The sequence below is a fragment of the Nostoc sp. UHCC 0870 genome, assembly GCF_022063185.1.
In the GTDB taxonomy this organism is placed as follows: domain Bacteria; phylum Cyanobacteriota; class Cyanobacteriia; order Cyanobacteriales; family Nostocaceae; genus Trichormus.
In genome coordinates this window covers 361,375-377,241 of sequence record NZ_CP091913.1, presented here as the reverse complement: position 1 = coordinate 377,241, position 15,867 = coordinate 361,375, and the positions used below count along the sequence as shown (strand labels likewise).

Here is a 15,867-nt window from a genome sequence, read left to right as displayed (position 1 = left end):
ACTCCCCTCTCCGCGTCGGAGAGGGGTTGGGGGAGAGGTCAAAAATACTCATATAACGCACATTATATTTAATCAGCCGCAGAACGCCATTAACGAGTATTTAAACTGCGTCCCCTTGCTCCCCTGCTTCTTCCACCATCCCCAACTGTTGCTTTAAGGCTGTTGGTACATTAATCGCTGTATCCAGTCCTCGCACATTCTACCATTTTGTATTTTCATCCCAACGCATATCTCCCCCGATTTCACTACTGAGGTCTGCGCCACTGAGGTCTGCGCCACTGAGGTTTGCGCGACTGAGGTCTGCGCGACTGAGGTTTGCGTCACTTAGGTATGCACCACTGAGGTCTGCGCCACTGAGGTCTGCGCCACTGAGGTTTGCGCGACTGAGGTCTGCGCGACTGAGGTTTGCGTCACTTAGGTCTGCACCACTGAGGTCTGCGCGAATGAGGTTTGCGCCACTGAAGTTTGCGTCATTGAGGTTTGCGCCACTGAGGTCTGCACCACTGAGGTCTGCACCACTGAGGTTTGTGCGAATGAGGTCTGCGCCACTGAGGTCTGCGCCACTGAGGTTTGTGCGAATGAGGTATGCGCGACTGAGGTTTGCGCGACTGAGGTTTGCGCGACTGAGGTTTGCGCGACTGAGGTATGCGCGACTGAGGTTTGCGCGACTGAGGTCTGCGTCACTGAGGTATGCGCGACTGAGGTTTGCGCGAATGAGGTTTGCGCGACTGAGGTTTGCGCCACTGAGGTCTGCGCCACTGAGAAATTGTCCAACTATACTGATAAAGTTTTTAGGCTCAAGACCATCGCTGTAATTAATGATGCAAAGTAGTTGGTTTGTCAGAGTATTTGCTTGTGGTTGACCAGATGGATAAAAGATAACTTCTGTTTTAAGATCATCTCGCCCTTGAGCATAACGGTGCAACTCCAAGAGCAGAATCATCACATTTAACCCTGCATAAACATCAACCTGACGCTGACCTAACCCTGTAATTCCATAATTTTGCAACTGTCGCAACTTCTTCTGAGCTAAAGTCTCCTCAGCCGAGTCAATAAATTTTCCTTCACACCATTTACTGTAAAACTTGTCTAACCGTTTAAATAACTCCACCCAGGGGAAATCTTGACTTTCAATCAACAACCCCATTAGGTAATCAACAATTTCTCGTGTTAACCCACCGTAACCAAGTAAATCATAGATTTCCCAATTCATCGGAGCATCAGAAATAATCGGCTGTCTCCCCTCCTCTGTATCGTAATATTGCGTCCAAGCTTTGAGCCGTAATTTTAAGCGTTCAGCAAACAGAAACTCACTAAAACTTTTATGGAAAAACTCAACCCCACCTTCTTGCTTGTCCGCCGGACGAATATAAAATGCGGCTAAAGCTGTTTTGAGAGCCTCATCACCAAGTTTTTGTTTGGCTTTCTCAATAAAAGCCTTGGCTATTTCATCTTCTTGTAAACGTGCTTTTAACATTGACATAGAAGCAAATTCACCCCCAGATTGCACCACGCAAACAGCCGCTTCTGTGAGAATGCGTTTTAAATCTTCGGGTTTTTGTTGGGTGAACTCAATGTTTAAGTTAGTACCATCTCTTTCAGAACGTTGTTTGGTCAGTACCCAAGTTAAAGCCTCTTGGTAAATGATAATTTTAGCTGTGAGGTCATCGCTAGCTTGTTCTAATTTATCAATCTCTAACTTCCCATCTCGATACATCGCCGCTAACAAATAGAGTAGTAGCGGTTCTTGAGCTAATTTCTTGACTTCATCAGGGCATTTATAACTGTCTAAAAACTTTTTAAATGCAGCAGATTTACCTTTATTAATCTGCACTGCTTCCCACTTATTGAACCATTGCTGTTGGAGTTGTCTATCCATTGCGACAATCTCCACACGTTCTAAATTCGGTGGTAAATATGAGATACCTTGTAAAGCCATTGCTCTACCAGTAATGATCACACGATGCCCCATTTCCTGGTAATCTTTGCATTCCTTCTGAAATCCCGCTACCTGTTTAATGAATGCCTCTAAATTGACATTATTTCGGGCTTCAATATGTAATTCATCAAACCCATCTAGAATAAATAAAAACCGTGTATTAGGATTGGTTAACCATTTTTTATTATCTTGAATAAACCCAAGTTTTAATTCGGATTCCAGGGTATTTTCTAAGCGAGATTCAAAAGTATCAACATCCCGTAAACGAATTAATATTGGTATCCAAAGGGGATATAAATGTTGTCGGACAAAATCCGCGAACATCCGACAAAAAACACTTTTACCTCGTCCGGGACCTCCTTGGATAAACATAACTTTATCTAAGTTATCTGGATTCAGCAGAATTTTTCTCGCCCAGACTTCTAAAGAAAAAGAGTCAGCTTGTTCATTGATATTACCATTTTTATCTACAGTCTTGGCATTAAGAGGTACATAGATATCTTGAAAAATAAAACTTTCATCAAAGACCTTCTCTAAAGGTTTATTAGCAATATAATCTTTTAAATATTCATCTATACTCTGAAATCTATTCTGTTCTTGTTGCCAATCACCAAAGGAAGGTCGAAGAATATTATTAACCACATCCCCAGCTTCTATCCAAGCTTTGAGAATATAGCGGTGAGTATTCCGAGCAATACAATCTACTAAAAGCTGAGATGTATGTGCTTGAACTGCGGTTAATTTTGTGAGTAAGACTTGATTAAATGCCTCGGCTAATTGTGATTTATGAAAACAATTAATTACTTGACTCGCACTGTCATAATCTAATTCTAAATCGTTAATTTTTTCTAATTGTTTACTAACTGCCTTAGCATCTACCTTGGCATCCCAATTAATCTGGTATTTCTTTAAAATATCATTGGTACTTTCTAAATAAGCAGCTTGACTAACTATCAAAACACAGTCTTCTAAAGATAGGTTTTGCTTGGTTATATCACGAGTCGCCTTGAGTAAAGCGATACCCATTGGTACAAACGGTAAACCTGCACCTATTACCTGCGCCATCGGTGAACATAACACATCTAGTAAAGAAGATGAGTTTTGCAGTACAGGTTTTAAGACTGCTAAACTAGCACCCTGTTCTTGGAGTGTCTTTGCAGCTTCTAAAACCGCCTGACTACCTTCAATGGCTGTGTTCACACTCTCTTGTATAGAGAAAGACTCCCGAATATTCTGCCAAATTTGCGATAAGCGTTTGCTCATTCGCTGCTACCCGTGTAATTACTGCTGATATAGAGCCTAGGGTAACATTTTCTTGGCAGCTTAAAGCGGTGGATAAGTAGTCAGGCAAAATTAACCGCACTACTACATTTATTTGCTCTGACCACTTTTTAACCTCCTCCCAGACCTAGCAATAATCCAGTCAAGTAACTGGGGAAAATATCGTTTGAGCAGATGGACACGTTGAGCAGTCTTATCTGGAAATACGTGCAGTTGATTGCGAACGATTCCTTGTATCGTCTCACGCATGACATCGGCTGGATTTGTCACCAAATCTTCTGGAAAACCTTGGAATTTTTTAGCTATAGTTCCATACCGTTCTGACTTCAGAATGGGGGTACGGCTAAAGAAAGGATAAACGGCTGTTACTTTGACATTGTAGTCTTTGACTTCGTTAAACAGCCCCTCACTGAAACCACGCAAGCCAAATTTGCTGGCTGCATAATGAGCCATTCCACCAAATGCTGTCCACCCCGCTAAGGAAGAAATATTAACAATATGACCCTGTTGACGAGCAATCATATCAGCCGCAAATAAGGCACTTAACCGCATTGGTGCTAGTAGATTTACTTGTATAATGCGTTCCCATTTCTCACTCGGAACTTCATCCATGCGACCAAATAAGCCAATCCCAGCATTGTTAATTAAAATATCAACGGGGATATTTAGTGCTTTTACTTGTCTATAAAGGGTTTCACATCCCTCCCGTGTAGCCAAATCAACACTCAGACAAGCTAGGACTTCACCTGTTTTGACTTCTTGTTGAATTTCTGCGACTCGCTCACGCAAGACAGTTTCGTTTGTATTCGTTAAAATCAGTCGGCTACCAGCCTCTAATAACTGTCGGGTTAGTTCCAGTCCGAACCCACCGGATGCACCGGTAATGAGAATAACCGTCTGGGATAGTTGAGTCATGGACAATTCAAAATTCAAAATTCAAAATTCAAAATTCAGATTAAATTTTAGGGGATTTGAGGGCGGTTAATAGTAAGAGTGACCAAGGTACTTTAATATCTGGGATGAGCCAGGAATGTTTTCTGAGGCTAGGTAGGGCAGAAGGGATAAGAAATCGTAGTGAACGTAGGGATGCAGGTAGGTTGCCATCTTGATCTACAATTCTGTATTGTTGAGCTAATTCAGCTACAATCTGTACGCGTCCTGTACGGCGGATGATGTTTGGTTCTGTAGCTAATTTAGCTATTACGCGTCCTGTGAATAAGGGAGTTTCCCAGTTATATCGCTCACTGATGACTGAGGTTGTTTGATTATGGGTATTTTGCTCCGCCATTTCTGAGGCGAGTTGGGAAAAGAGTTCTGTACCCACGATTCCCGGCCAGATGGAAACAGCAGTAATATTGTATGGTTTTAACTCTACAGCCATATCAGATGTGAGGCGATCGCAGCCGGCTTTCCCAGCACCATAAGCTGCACCAAATATATAGGACAGACCACCCCAAGAGGAAATGTTACAAATTAGCCCCTGTTTTTGCTTGGCCATGATGCGACTAGCAAATACACTGGCTATATAATGGCTACGCAGACCAACGTTGTTACAAGCATCCCACAGACTCGGTTCACATTCCCAAAAGGGTTTACCTTGAGCATCCGTTAATGCCGGGACTCCTGCATAAACGTTATTCACCAGTAGGTCGAGTTTTCCCTGCTGCTCATCTTCGATACGCTCAAACAGTAACCGCACCTGCTCATCATCGCTGTGGTCTACCTGCACGGGAATACATACGCCCCCTGCTTGTTCTACGGCTAATTGAGTCTCACTCAGACTACCTGCAATATCATCGCTAGAGTTTTGGTTTAACCTGCGTCCTGTAATATATACAGTCGCTCCGGCTTCACCAAGTGCGATCGCAATTCCCTTGCCAATACCCCGTGTCGCACCTGTGACTAATGCCACTTTTCCCTCAAGGTGTTTCAGACTAGACATTTTGCCCCCTATCCATTAACCTAGTGCAAAGGTTATCAGGAATGCGATCGCTATAGATACCAAAATTTAATCAATCTGCTTATCATCGGTAAATCTATATCTATACCGAGAAAAAAAGAGGAGTGATTCTAGATTTAGTGTATTTACGTTAATATGAATGACATTTTGAACTAATCATAGCATTAATTGATCAATTTATCCAAAAAACTTTTCTTAAAAATTGACATTTATTTTGAACTTTAACTTCACTGCGTTACTAGTCTGATCAATCTACAGCATTTATAAAATCTGGAATTTGGATACTAGCAAAAACTTTTATTTAACATAATGTTAAGATGTTGTTAACTAAATTTTAACAATAGTTAATAGGAGGGATGGATATTCTAAGTAAGAGTCTAAATTTTTTTGAATAACGAGTGTTATATCATGTTAAATTATCAAAGTTTCGATATCACAACGAACCTATATTTGCAACAACTGGTAAGGAAATTACTAAATGCTTAAGAATAGTCTTCCTGTTCAAAAAAATGAGCGAGGTTTAACAGCTAACCTAGTACAAGTTACTGACAAATTCAGAAAAATATTAGCATTTTGGTGGCTAAAATTAATCGAATCAGTCCCGTTTTTATTGGCTTGTGCTGTATTTTTAAGCGTGATTAGCTTAAAAAGTCCTTTCTTGGTTTTTTGTTTACTGGCTGGTAGTTTAATCGCCATAGTAATTCAACAAATTGGGCAACAGTCACATCTACCAAAACGTTGGTTGATCATTGGTCAAGTTTTAGCTGTAGCTATGATTATGAGCCTGTTTTGGTTAGATTATTTTGCTGCTCCGGCTAATGCTCAATTTTTCAAAAGGGCTGAAGATTTTTTTATAAATACATTAACCCAGGGAGCATCAAGCACTAACAACAGTCAACCCGCAGTTAGTTTAATCTTTAATGTGTTACGCGCGATTTATTTACTGTATATAGCTGTGGCTTTAATTGGTGTCATCAACGCAGTTCGGAAGGATGAAGATTGGCAAAGTATGGCGAGAACTCCTTTATTAGTGGTTGTGGCTGTGACTGTTGCAGATGTTCTCACAGGATTTGTGATTGGTGATAGTAATAAATAAAGTACACTGTATTAATTGATTATGTCTGAGGAACGACAACAAGAATTTCGCCCAGTCAATCAAATTTTAGGTTCACAACCATCATTAGGCCCTATTCCCGCCGATCAAATATTTCCTTGGACAGTAATTGTCCTAGCATCATACTTTATCATCAATGGAATTTTTGGGGGAGTTTTCCAAGATGACTTTCAACGATGGTTATGGACTGCATTAATTGCTGGTTGGGGAATAGCAACTTGGTGGATATTAACTGGTGGTAGAAGTTGGCGTTTTTTAAGTAAATTCATCGGAGTTCCCACTTGGACAAGAGGCTTTGCTCGTTATCAAAGCTTGTTAGAAGTTAACCATGAAGCAAAAAATCGGAAAACAAAGCGTCGGTATCGCCGGACAAGAAAGTAGGTTAACGCCTTTTGAAGATGCTCTGCATTTATCAACCATGCTGCGTATCTTATTAGATGGGCGGGATGTGGGCGCATATATTTTAACTAAAGGCATTCAAAAAGATAGATTCTGCTTTGTTTTTGGTTTTGAGTGTCGAGGTATCCACACCACCTTAAGAAATGAACAAATAGACACAATTTTTGATAATATTGAATCTGGCTTAAAAGACATCCCCGATGGGGAGAGAATGACATTACACATGGGTTCTTTTAGTTCTGATACGGAGAGACAAGCAGAACTAACAGACTTAATTAAATCTGCTCCTTCACGGGATATTAAATATTTATTGATGGCAGAAAGAGCCAGAATTAAAGAACTAACTAACGCCGGATTGCGTAAGCCAAAATTCCTCAAAATTTATGTGACGTACACCGTTGAGCCAAATTCCACCAATGCCAATGATTGGATTGAAAAGCTGTTAGGTCAAGCTGAAGGTTGGTGGTTAAAATTTAAGGGTGAACTGGCAGATATTGAAAATCAACGGATAGAAACAGTTATTATCAAAGCTTACCAACAAGGGTTTTGTCGTTGGGAACAGTTGTTATCGAACAAAATGGGTTTAGATATTAAACCCCTGAATGCTGGAGAACTCTGGGAAAATATTTGGCGGCGGTTTAACGATACCCAAGCAATACCAATTCCCCAATTAGTTAACTTAGATGAAAATGGACTGCACGAAGAAGTCTCTTCCGATTTACCTAGTACAAAATTGCTGATGGAAAATATCCACAGTACAACCATGCTGATGGATTCTAGCGTACCTTGTGCCGATCGCAGATGGGTAAATGTGAACAATAAATATATTGGCGCATTGACTTTCTTAGAAAAACCCGGTGGTTGGCCGAATAAATTCGCTCAACTGCGGTATTTATGGGAACTACTAGCTAGGGAAACGGTAGTAGATACAGAAATTGTTTGTGAACTAACACCAGCAAATCCAGCTTTGGTCAAAACTACCTTGCAGCGAGTGCTAAAGCAGTCAAATATGACAGCAATGATGGCGCAAGAAAAAAGTAGAACTATTGATGTTAATGCTCAATTAAAATTAAAAAAATCCGTCGCAGCCCAAGAACAATTATATGAAGGTGCAGTTCCCATTTATACGGGGGTGGCAATTTTTGTCCATCGTCCCACAGTAGAAAAATTAGACGAAGCGACAAGATATATTGAAAACTGTTTTCAACGTCCAGCCCAGGTAGTGAGAGAAATAGAATACGCCTGGAAGATTTGGTTACAGTCTCTACCCATAGTTTGGGAAGGTTTATTAGTCAAACCATTTAACCGTCGTCAGTTATATTTAACTAGTGAAGTGGCGGGGTTGATGCCTTTAGTATTAACCAAAGCTGGAGATAAACAAGGCTTTGAATTAGTAGCAGAAGAAGGCGGTACACCGATACATCTAGACTTATTTAATCAGCACAAAAACTTAGCTTTATTTGCTACCACCCGTGCAGGTAAATCAGTGTTAGTTTCAGGAATTTTAACCCAAGCCTTGGCGCATGGTATTCCTGTAGTCGCCTTAGACTTTCCCAAACCAGACGGCACATCAACATTTACCGACTATACCGAGTTCATGGGAGGGAACGGGGCTTACTTTGATATTTCTAAACAATCCAATAACTTATTTGAGCAACCAGACTTGCGATCGCTCGATCCTGAACAACAACGCGATCGCTTACTCGATTATACCGCCTTTTTGGAATCAGCCCTCATGACAATGGTGTTAGGGTCATCCAGCGATAATCAACTCCTCACCCAAACCGTGCGTTCTCTCCTCAACCTAGCTTTAACAGCCTTCTTTGCTGATATCGGCATTCAAGAACGCTATCGGATGGCCATAGAAGCAGGTTTTGGTAGTCCAGCTTGGCAGAAAACCCCTACCCTACAAGACTTTCTGCATTTCTGTTCCCCCGAACATCTGCGACTAGATGCCGTAAGTGGTAGAGTAGAAGATGCACTGAGTCAAATTCACCTCCGGTTAAGGTTTTGGCTATCTAGCCGCGTGGGACAAGCCATCTCTGCACCATCCAGCTTTCCTACCGATGCCCAACTATTAGTATTTGCACTACGAAACCTCTCCGATAACGAAGATGCAGCCGTACTTTCCTTAAGTGCCTATTCCGCCGCCTTGCGCCGCGCCTTAAGTAGTCCCGCGTCCATCTTCTTTATTGATGAAGCCCCAATTTTATTTGAATTTGACCAAATTTCTGATTTAGTGGGCAGAATGTGCGCCAACGGTGCAAAAGCCGGTATTAGAGTCATCTTATCAGCCCAAGACCCCGACACCATCGCCAAATCTAGAGCCGCATCCAAGATTTTACAAAACCTCACCACCAGATTAATTGGGCGTATTCAACCAGTCGCCGTAGATAGTTTTGTCAGCATCTTGAAATATCCCCGCGAAATTATATCCCGCAACGCCACCGAAAGCTTTTTTCCCCGCAAAGAAGGAGTATATAGTCAATGGCTACTAGACGATAACGGTATCACTACCTTCTGTCGTTACTATCCCGGCTACGAACAATTAGCAGTAGTTGCGAATAATCCCAATGAACAAACCGCCCGTCAACAAGCAATGCAAACTTATAGCAATAAATATGAAGCAATTTCTATATTTGCCCGTCAGTTAGTGGCTTCGCTGCGTGGTAGTTAGTCGTATCAATTCAAAATTCAAAATGACGCTCGCGGACTCGCTAACGCTGCGCTAACAAAATTCAAAATTAAGTTATGTGACTGGGGTGATAGATATATGAAAAAAACTACTTTATTAACTCTGACATTTTCAGCCTTATTAATTTTGCCAGCGATCGCACAACTAGGTCAAGTTTGGACAGACTTTCAATATTACTCTACAGACTTCCAAAACTATCTGAGAAATAACCTAAGTGACAGTTTAGAGAATAATACACAAAATGCTGTAAATAGTTCTCGTGGTGATTTGAATTTACCTAATCCCATAGATGCAGGAAAGCAAGCCCGTCAAGGTATTTTATTCTTTAATTCTATCCCTGATAAATTTGAGAATAATCAAGCAGTACATTCTAATTCAGTCAACAACGAAATTAATCGAGTAATAACTCGTAGTTCAGTAGTAGGTGTTTTAGGGAGAGATGCCCAAATCAGAACAAAAAATAAACTAGAAAATACTGAACGCACCATAGAGAATATTACTAATATTAATAATGAATCCAATAGTATATTCGATCTAATTGTCAATAATTTACCTCCTGGTGTTGCAGAAACCGTTGCCAAAAGAGGAGAGTCCAACTTGCAGCTTCAAAGTATTAAAATCCAGAGTGAACAATCAAAAATAATAGCTGAAAACTTAGCCCAAACTTTGCAAACTAATCAATTTATTCAATACTCCAATTTAAACTTAGCCAACATTTCCCAACAAATAGAAGAATCAAATCGAGCGAGGAGATTAGATTCAGCCACAGAAGCATCCAGACTATTACGCACCACCTCCCAGATAGAATTATTTGGTACAAAACCAGAGAATTAATATGTATGACTACCTTTGCGCCTTTGCGCCTTTGCGCGAAACAAATCCTAGCCGAAATTGGCATCACCGACACCCTAAATAGCGGTGCAACAACAGCGCGCCGCCTAGCCGAAAGCTGGGACAATCAATGGCTAGACCTACTCCAAAATAATACCAATAACAACCTCTATGGAGCATTAACCAACCTAGGTGTATTCTTCGCCGTTGGCACACTTTTATTTTTCATGATGCAATGGCTAAAAGACGTAATTCACAGTGAATATTCCCGTCCCATATCAGCACTTGTCTGGCCTTTTATCGTCGTAGTTTTACTCAGTAATCCTGGTAATGGTAGCATTCTTTCAAACTTGACATTAGGCATGAGAAACTTCATTAATACAGTCAACCAGCAAGTTATCACTACAGCCAATGCCAATCAAGTTTATCAGCAAGCATTAAATATGAGTGTAGCCGAAGAAGTAGCTGGTTCATTACTACGTCCTTGTCAGTCACTCACGGGAGAACAACAAAGCCAATGCTTAACCAAAGCCAGCGAAAGAATTGATAACCTCTGGCGGGAATATAGAAATTTATATGGTAATCAAACCTGGATTAATAGACTAGAAAATCAAGTTAATCAGATTAGATTCGGCACAGGAATTGTTACCGAAACTAACTTTAATTCCTTGTTGGGTAATACCGCTCAAACCACAATTAAAAACTTTCTCATCTCTTTGCAATATGCCTTTCAAAACTTAATTGAAGCCACCATGTTGTTAATAGCAGCATTAGGCCCTTTAGCTGTAGGTGGTTCTTTGTTACCTGTAGCTGGTAAACCGATTTTCGCTTGGGTGACAGGATTTTTAGCGGCGGGAATTGCCAAAATATCCTTTAACATTATTGCCGTTTTAACTGCCGCAGTCATCATGAATGGCCCAGCACAAGACCCAAATGCCAATCCTGATTTAATGTGGTTTATCATCTTTTTGGGCATTTTAGCACCACTATTATCTTTAATTTTAGCTGGTTTAGGGGGAATGTCAGTATTTAATGCTATTAGTAATTCATCGGAATTAGTGAGAGACAGAATATAAAAATACGGGGGTGAATTAGCGATGGCTAATTTGTTGACGAGAAAAAAAGAACAAAAAATCAGTGCTTTAACAATATTTGCGATCGCTACTTTCGGGTTACACTTCTTAGTATTATTAATTTTCATAGTACAAGGGTTGAATATCCGCCAATTGAGCCTGCGAAAACCCCCTACTTTTGTGCAGACAATTGATGGTCAACCGATTAATAATATTGATGAATTAGCCAGAGACCCCCAAGCTATTCGTCAGTTTGTGAGTAAAACGATGATGTCAATGTTTAATTGGTCGGGAACTCTACCCCCACAAACCATTGAAGAAGTCGCCAAACCCAAAACCGACGCGGGAATTTTAGTCAGAACACCAACCGGCGGTAGCCAGAAAGTTACTACTAGCAGTTGGGTAGCAAGTTTCGCCATTTCTGAAGATTTTCGCAAAGGTTTTTTAAGCGTATTAGCTGACATGACTCCACCAGAGGTTTTTGCTAGTAACCCCAACCAAGCCATGACCGCACAACTAATCATCAAGCGAGTTTATCCCCCTGTACAAATCTCACCCGGTCAGTGGCGCGTAGGCATGGTAGCCGATTTAATCCAAAAAAAACAAGCTGATGGTCAAAGATTAATTACTCCGTTTAATAAAGACTTATTGGTACGTGCAGTAGATTATTTTCCCTATCCCTTAGCGGAAAATAGTACCGACTTGCAAAAAGCCATTTATAGTAGTCGCACTGATAAATTAGAAATTTATGAAATTCGGAATTTATGTTTAATAGATAACTATAACAATGGAGATACAAATCAATCAAATCCATGTACAAATGATAGTTTCATTAAATAAATTCAAGACTATTTTTTCTCTGTGTCTTCCCTGCGGGACGCTCCGCGAATGTGCCTCTGTGGTGGAAAGATTTAACCACAGAGACACGGAGGCACAGAGTAAGACAGCATGATTCTATTCTCTGGTCACGCTTATTATGCAATTACTGAAATCTGAAACTAGAAAAAGTAGTATTCTCCCTATGTTGGCTGTCGGCACATTTGGGTTACACCTGTTTACTTTAATGTTGTTGATGTTTCACGGGTCGATGTTAGAGCTATTAAATCAGCGATTAACACCACGCAGTTTAGTACAACTTGTCAACGGTAATGCGATTACAGTAGACCCAAAATCAAGTGTGGAGCGTCATCCAGAAACAATTCGCCGCTTTGTGGGTGAAACTATGACCCTGATGCTCACGTGGTCATCCAAACAACCACAAGCAACCATCTGGGAAACTAGTTCTTCGTTATTAGCTAGTAATTTTCAATCAAAATTTTTATCTGAGATTAATAATTTGAATTTTTCTCAGAAATTTGGCAATACTAATAGAAGTGATCAACATATATTCATCATCCAGCGAATTTCCCAGCCAACTCCCATTGGTGAAGGAAAATGGAAGGTAGAAATTTTGTCTAATCAATTAATTTTTAATAATTCTGATAACTTAGGCAGGTCAATTCCCTTTAATAAACAAGTTTTAGTCAGAGCTATCGATGAATCAGCAATTTCTCTACCCCCTACACCCCTACCCTGGCATTTAGCTGCTTACCGTTTGGGTGAAGCTCGGTTAGAAATTTACAATGTCTGCGACCTCGAAAACAAGAACTGTTCAGGTAATTCCAACTAAGCACTACACTATGACTCCCTATTCTGCTATTTCCGAAACACCCACGAAACCACTCACCCCTTTAACCACTGAGGATTACCAATTAGATGATTGGGAATCAAAGATGGCGCAGTTGGTTGGTTTGGAAGAAGAATCTGTTGATGTTAATCGTCAATCTTTTGTAGATGAAGTATCCCCTGTTACACCACCAGAAGCTCAAACAGAACAACCCCTAGCCTCTAACCCCTTTGCCAAATTAGCCTTAGTCGGTACGGCTACCTTAACTATAGTGGTAGTAGCTGGGTTGTTTTTATCGCAAATGATGAGCGGTAGCAATCAAAAGCCAAAACCTATAGTTGCGTCGCCAACGCCATCACCAGTTGCTAATTTATCTCCAGAAGCAAACCTACAGCAAGAAGTAGAAACTCTCAAGACTAAATTAGCTCTGGCTGAACAAGCTCAGGCGGTGAAGACTGCACAACAAAACCTGAGAAATGCCACCTCACCCTCTGCACGTCCAACTGTCACCCCGACGGCACAAAATAACCCTAGTGCAACAACTGACAGATTATCGGCGCAGCCTGCACCACGCACCGTCATAGTTGAGCGAGTTGCAGCTAACCCCTATCTACCGCCACCTATCCCTGTAGCCAATGCAGCTATTCCCCAGCTACCACCACCCCCAGTTCAACCAACGGCTGCACCACCGACACCCAACCCCTTTGAAGAATGGTCAAGGTTAGCCAAGTTGGGTAGTTATGGTGAGGTAAATATTGGTGATGTACCTAGAGTAACGGCTGCTGTTCCACCACCGGAAAATAATAGCTATCCACCCCAGAATGTTAATCCGAATATATCCCAACCACCACAAAGAACAGCCCCAGTCATCAGTCAAGCAAGATATCAAGCTCCTAAATCTCTCAAGGTAGGAACTAGTGCCAAAGCTGTTCTCGCAACGGCTGTGTTTGGTGAAAATACTAGAGGTAGAGGTAATGAGAATAATAACGACAATCCCAACTTGTTTGTTGTGCAGTTGCGAGAAGCACTTAAAGACGGAGATGGCGCGATCGCTTTACCTGCTAAAACTGAGTTATTAATCCAAGTCAGCTCGATTTCTGAACAGGGTTTAGTCCAGCTGAAGATAGTCAAAGTCATCATCCCAGATAACGGCAACCTCACAGAAAGAGATGTACCCGAAAACGCGCTCCTCATCCGTGCGTCTGGAGGTCGTCCCCTGGTAGCACAGCAATATCCCAATCGCAGCTCATCAATCGCCTCAATGGATGCAGGATTATTTGTGTTAGGTGGGATTGCCAAAGCCGCAGAGTTGTATAATCGCACCGATTCCCAAGTCACTGTTAACGGTGGTAGTACCGTTGTCACCAACGACTCCAACCGCAGAAATATTTGGGCTGGGGTACTCGAAGGTGGTTTAAGCTCCGTCGTTCCCCAAATTTCCCAGCGCAATCAACAAGCAATAGCCCAAATGACGCAACAACAAAGCAACATTTGGCTACTATCGGCTGGAACTGAAGTTGAAATATACGTTAACCAATCAATGCAATTTTAATTATGAAAGAATGCAAGTTTATGCAACCTCTTTCCTTACCGAATACCCGGTTACATCGTCATTTCGGTAACTGTGTTTCTCTTATATTTGCAGGTGCAATCTTATTATTGGCAGGTCGGGCTACAGCTAATAATGCTGTTCTTCGCTCAATTTTTTCCTGTCAAGCCCAAGGTTTAAGCGGAGTTGTACCAACTATCAAAGTTTGGTATCAACAAGGAACAAACTTAAGCTTTATCCCCGCAGGCGAAACTATTAGAAAAGTCTGGCTCAACGACCCATCACAGGTGATATTGGACTTTGATGGCCCTATGTGTATGCAGTTTGGTCAAGAAAGTGGTGCTACAGGAGATTGTAAAAACTCAGGAGCTAATGTCATTCAACTGCGACGCATTCCCAAACTGAAAATTCCCGGATTGCCCAACACGAATAATACACTTTTGACAGTAATTACCGATGCTCAAGGTCAACCAAAACTATATACTTTTAGAGTTCTCTATGGAGATGAAGCACCGGAATATCATACCTTAGCAGTTTTTGCTGATCCTCCTTCTGGTGGAGAATCATGTGTCAGAGTTTCTCGGTAATTAGTCTGAATTAGATGCAGAGGTTTGCAGGGAGTTGGTATGTGTGTAGGTTTTTTACAAACAATTCAAATAAATGTAACAAAAACAATTTTAAATTTTGAATGGGAATTAAATTCGCCGTGGTGTGAAAAACCTACAACTGTAACTTTTTGGTGAATAGTAAGTAATCAATTTTGGCTAAAACTAAACAACGATTGTCTTAACAAAACTACATTTTTCCGCTTACCCTTACGCTTATGTTTAACGCTAGTTAGATAATTATCAGCATAACGGAAAGCAGCCTCACCATCGTAAGCAGCGATCGCGATCGCCTGAAAGAAAACCTTGGTGGGAACTTCTTCATCGCAAAGCTTTTGCGTCAGAAGCAATAAATCTTTATCGGTTGCGGGAAAAGTAGTCTCTTCTGACGATTCGGGATCGTAAAAAATATCTTCAATTACAGCTTTGGACATTTTGCACCTCCCCAAAAGCAAAAGATGCAAAACCTGTAATAAAATTTAATTGTTGTTCCCGTGTTTGTAAGTTATCCGGGAGTTCTGTATCGCTACATCCAATTTCTGAGAGAATTTCTAAACAATAAACTCTCAGTTCGCTAGATGAAGCATTTTCCCACTTGAGACCTACTTCTTTAGCTTTTTCTACATTGCATCGGATGAAGTTAGTTACAGGGCTAATCATGACTGTACCCTCATAAACTTGATGATTGCAGTGTTGATCAAAAGCACAAACTAGCGTAACCGTGTTTTTGCGGAATTTATGAAGATGGGATACTA

Annotated in this window: 15 protein-coding genes and 3 pseudogenes; 11 read left to right on the top strand and 7 right to left on the bottom strand. The window is 41.0% G+C overall.

Annotation, left to right across the window (positions count from 1 at the left end):
* Positions 1 to 199 precede the first annotated feature (199 nt).
* Positions 200 to 580: a pentapeptide repeat-containing protein gene (locus L6494_RS31095; protein ID WP_442947001.1), complete on the bottom strand. Its 381-nt coding sequence runs from the start codon at positions 578 to 580 to the stop codon at positions 200 to 202.
* Here L6494_RS31095 and L6494_RS31090 point away from each other — a divergent pair.
* Positions 534 to 638, top strand: a pseudogene (locus tag L6494_RS31090) (hypothetical protein); the annotation flags it as partial. The gene L6494_RS31095 and the pseudogene L6494_RS31090 sit on opposite strands and share 47 nt — an antisense overlap.
* Here the strand turns inward: L6494_RS31090 and L6494_RS31085 are convergent.
* Positions 590 to 715, bottom strand: a pseudogene (locus tag L6494_RS31085) (pentapeptide repeat-containing protein); the annotation flags it as partial. The pseudogenes L6494_RS31090 and L6494_RS31085 sit on opposite strands and share 49 nt — an antisense overlap.
* Here L6494_RS31085 and L6494_RS31080 point away from each other — a divergent pair.
* Positions 654 to 815 carry a pentapeptide repeat-containing protein gene (locus L6494_RS31080; RefSeq protein ID WP_442947000.1) on the top strand — a complete coding sequence of 54 codons (162 nt, stop codon included), beginning with the start codon at positions 654 to 656 and terminating at the stop codon, positions 813 to 815. The pseudogene L6494_RS31085 and the gene L6494_RS31080 sit on opposite strands and share 62 nt — an antisense overlap.
* A 1,688-nt stretch (positions 816 to 2,503) precedes the next feature.
* Here the strand turns inward: L6494_RS31080 and L6494_RS31075 are convergent.
* The 3 genes and pseudogenes from L6494_RS31075 to L6494_RS01600 form a co-directional block, all read right to left on the bottom strand.
* Positions 2,504 to 3,004 (bottom strand): annotated as a pseudogene (locus L6494_RS31075) (low-complexity protein); the annotation flags it as partial.
* Between the two features lie 306 nt (positions 3,005 to 3,310).
* A complete protein-coding gene (locus L6494_RS01605; RefSeq protein ID WP_237991131.1) occupies positions 3,311 to 4,135 on the bottom strand; it encodes an SDR family NAD(P)-dependent oxidoreductase in 825 nt (274 codons plus the stop codon).
* Between the two features lie 40 nt (positions 4,136 to 4,175).
* Positions 4,176 to 5,153: an SDR family NAD(P)-dependent oxidoreductase gene (locus L6494_RS01600; protein ID WP_237995750.1), complete on the bottom strand. Its 978-nt coding sequence runs from the start codon at positions 5,151 to 5,153 to the stop codon at positions 4,176 to 4,178.
* Positions 5,154 to 5,658: 505 nt separating this feature from the next.
* Between L6494_RS01600 and L6494_RS01595 the strand changes: the two genes are divergently transcribed.
* The 9 genes from L6494_RS01595 (at position 5,659) to L6494_RS01555 (ending at position 15,094) form a co-directional block, all read left to right on the top strand.
* A complete protein-coding gene (locus L6494_RS01595; protein WP_237991130.1) occupies positions 5,659 to 6,276 on the top strand; it encodes a hypothetical protein in 618 nt (205 codons plus the stop codon).
* A 21-nt stretch (positions 6,277 to 6,297) separates the two neighbouring features.
* A complete protein-coding gene (locus L6494_RS01590; RefSeq protein ID WP_237991129.1) occupies positions 6,298 to 6,675 on the top strand; it encodes a hypothetical protein in 378 nt (125 codons plus the stop codon).
* The gene (locus L6494_RS01585) at positions 6,623 to 9,370 is read left to right on the top strand and encodes a hypothetical protein (protein ID WP_237991128.1); all 2,748 of its coding nucleotides are present in this window, start codon (positions 6,623 to 6,625) and stop codon (positions 9,368 to 9,370) included. The genes L6494_RS01590 and L6494_RS01585 overlap by 53 nt, the downstream gene beginning before the upstream one ends.
* A 96-nt stretch (positions 9,371 to 9,466) precedes the next feature.
* Positions 9,467 to 10,222: a hypothetical protein gene (locus L6494_RS01580; protein WP_237991127.1), complete on the top strand. Its 756-nt coding sequence runs from the start codon at positions 9,467 to 9,469 to the stop codon at positions 10,220 to 10,222.
* 5 nt (positions 10,223 to 10,227) lie between these two features.
* Complete coding sequence (locus L6494_RS01575; RefSeq protein WP_237991126.1) at positions 10,228 to 11,295, top strand: hypothetical protein; 1,068 nt, start codon at positions 10,228 to 10,230, stop codon at positions 11,293 to 11,295.
* Positions 11,296 to 11,316: 21 nt separating this feature from the next.
* Entirely contained in the window at positions 11,317 to 12,132 is an 816-nt protein-coding gene (locus tag L6494_RS01570; protein WP_237991125.1) for a hypothetical protein, read from the top strand.
* 136 nt (positions 12,133 to 12,268) lie between these two features.
* On the top strand, positions 12,269 to 12,961 hold the full coding sequence (locus L6494_RS01565) for a hypothetical protein (RefSeq protein ID WP_237991124.1): 693 nt from the start codon (positions 12,269 to 12,271) through the stop codon (positions 12,959 to 12,961).
* A gap of 10 nt (positions 12,962 to 12,971) precedes the next feature.
* On the top strand, positions 12,972 to 14,510 hold the full coding sequence (locus L6494_RS01560) for a TrbI/VirB10 family protein (RefSeq protein WP_237991123.1): 1,539 nt from the start codon (positions 12,972 to 12,974) through the stop codon (positions 14,508 to 14,510).
* Between the two features lie 20 nt (positions 14,511 to 14,530).
* Positions 14,531 to 15,094 (top strand): hypothetical protein, encoded by a 564-nt coding sequence (locus tag L6494_RS01555; protein WP_237995748.1) that lies wholly within the window; start codon positions 14,531 to 14,533, stop codon positions 15,092 to 15,094.
* Between the two features lie 167 nt (positions 15,095 to 15,261).
* Here the strand turns inward: L6494_RS01555 and L6494_RS01550 are convergent, their stop codons facing one another.
* Together L6494_RS01550 and L6494_RS01545 are read right to left on the bottom strand one after the other, a co-directional pair.
* A complete protein-coding gene (locus tag L6494_RS01550) occupies positions 15,262 to 15,546 on the bottom strand; it encodes a hypothetical protein (protein WP_237991122.1) in 285 nt (94 codons plus the stop codon).
* Positions 15,527 to 15,772: a hypothetical protein gene (locus L6494_RS01545; protein WP_237991121.1), complete on the bottom strand. Its 246-nt coding sequence runs from the start codon at positions 15,770 to 15,772 to the stop codon at positions 15,527 to 15,529. Before L6494_RS01545 ends, L6494_RS01550 begins: the two co-directional genes overlap by 20 nt.
* Between the last annotated feature and the right edge of the window lie 95 nt (positions 15,773 to 15,867).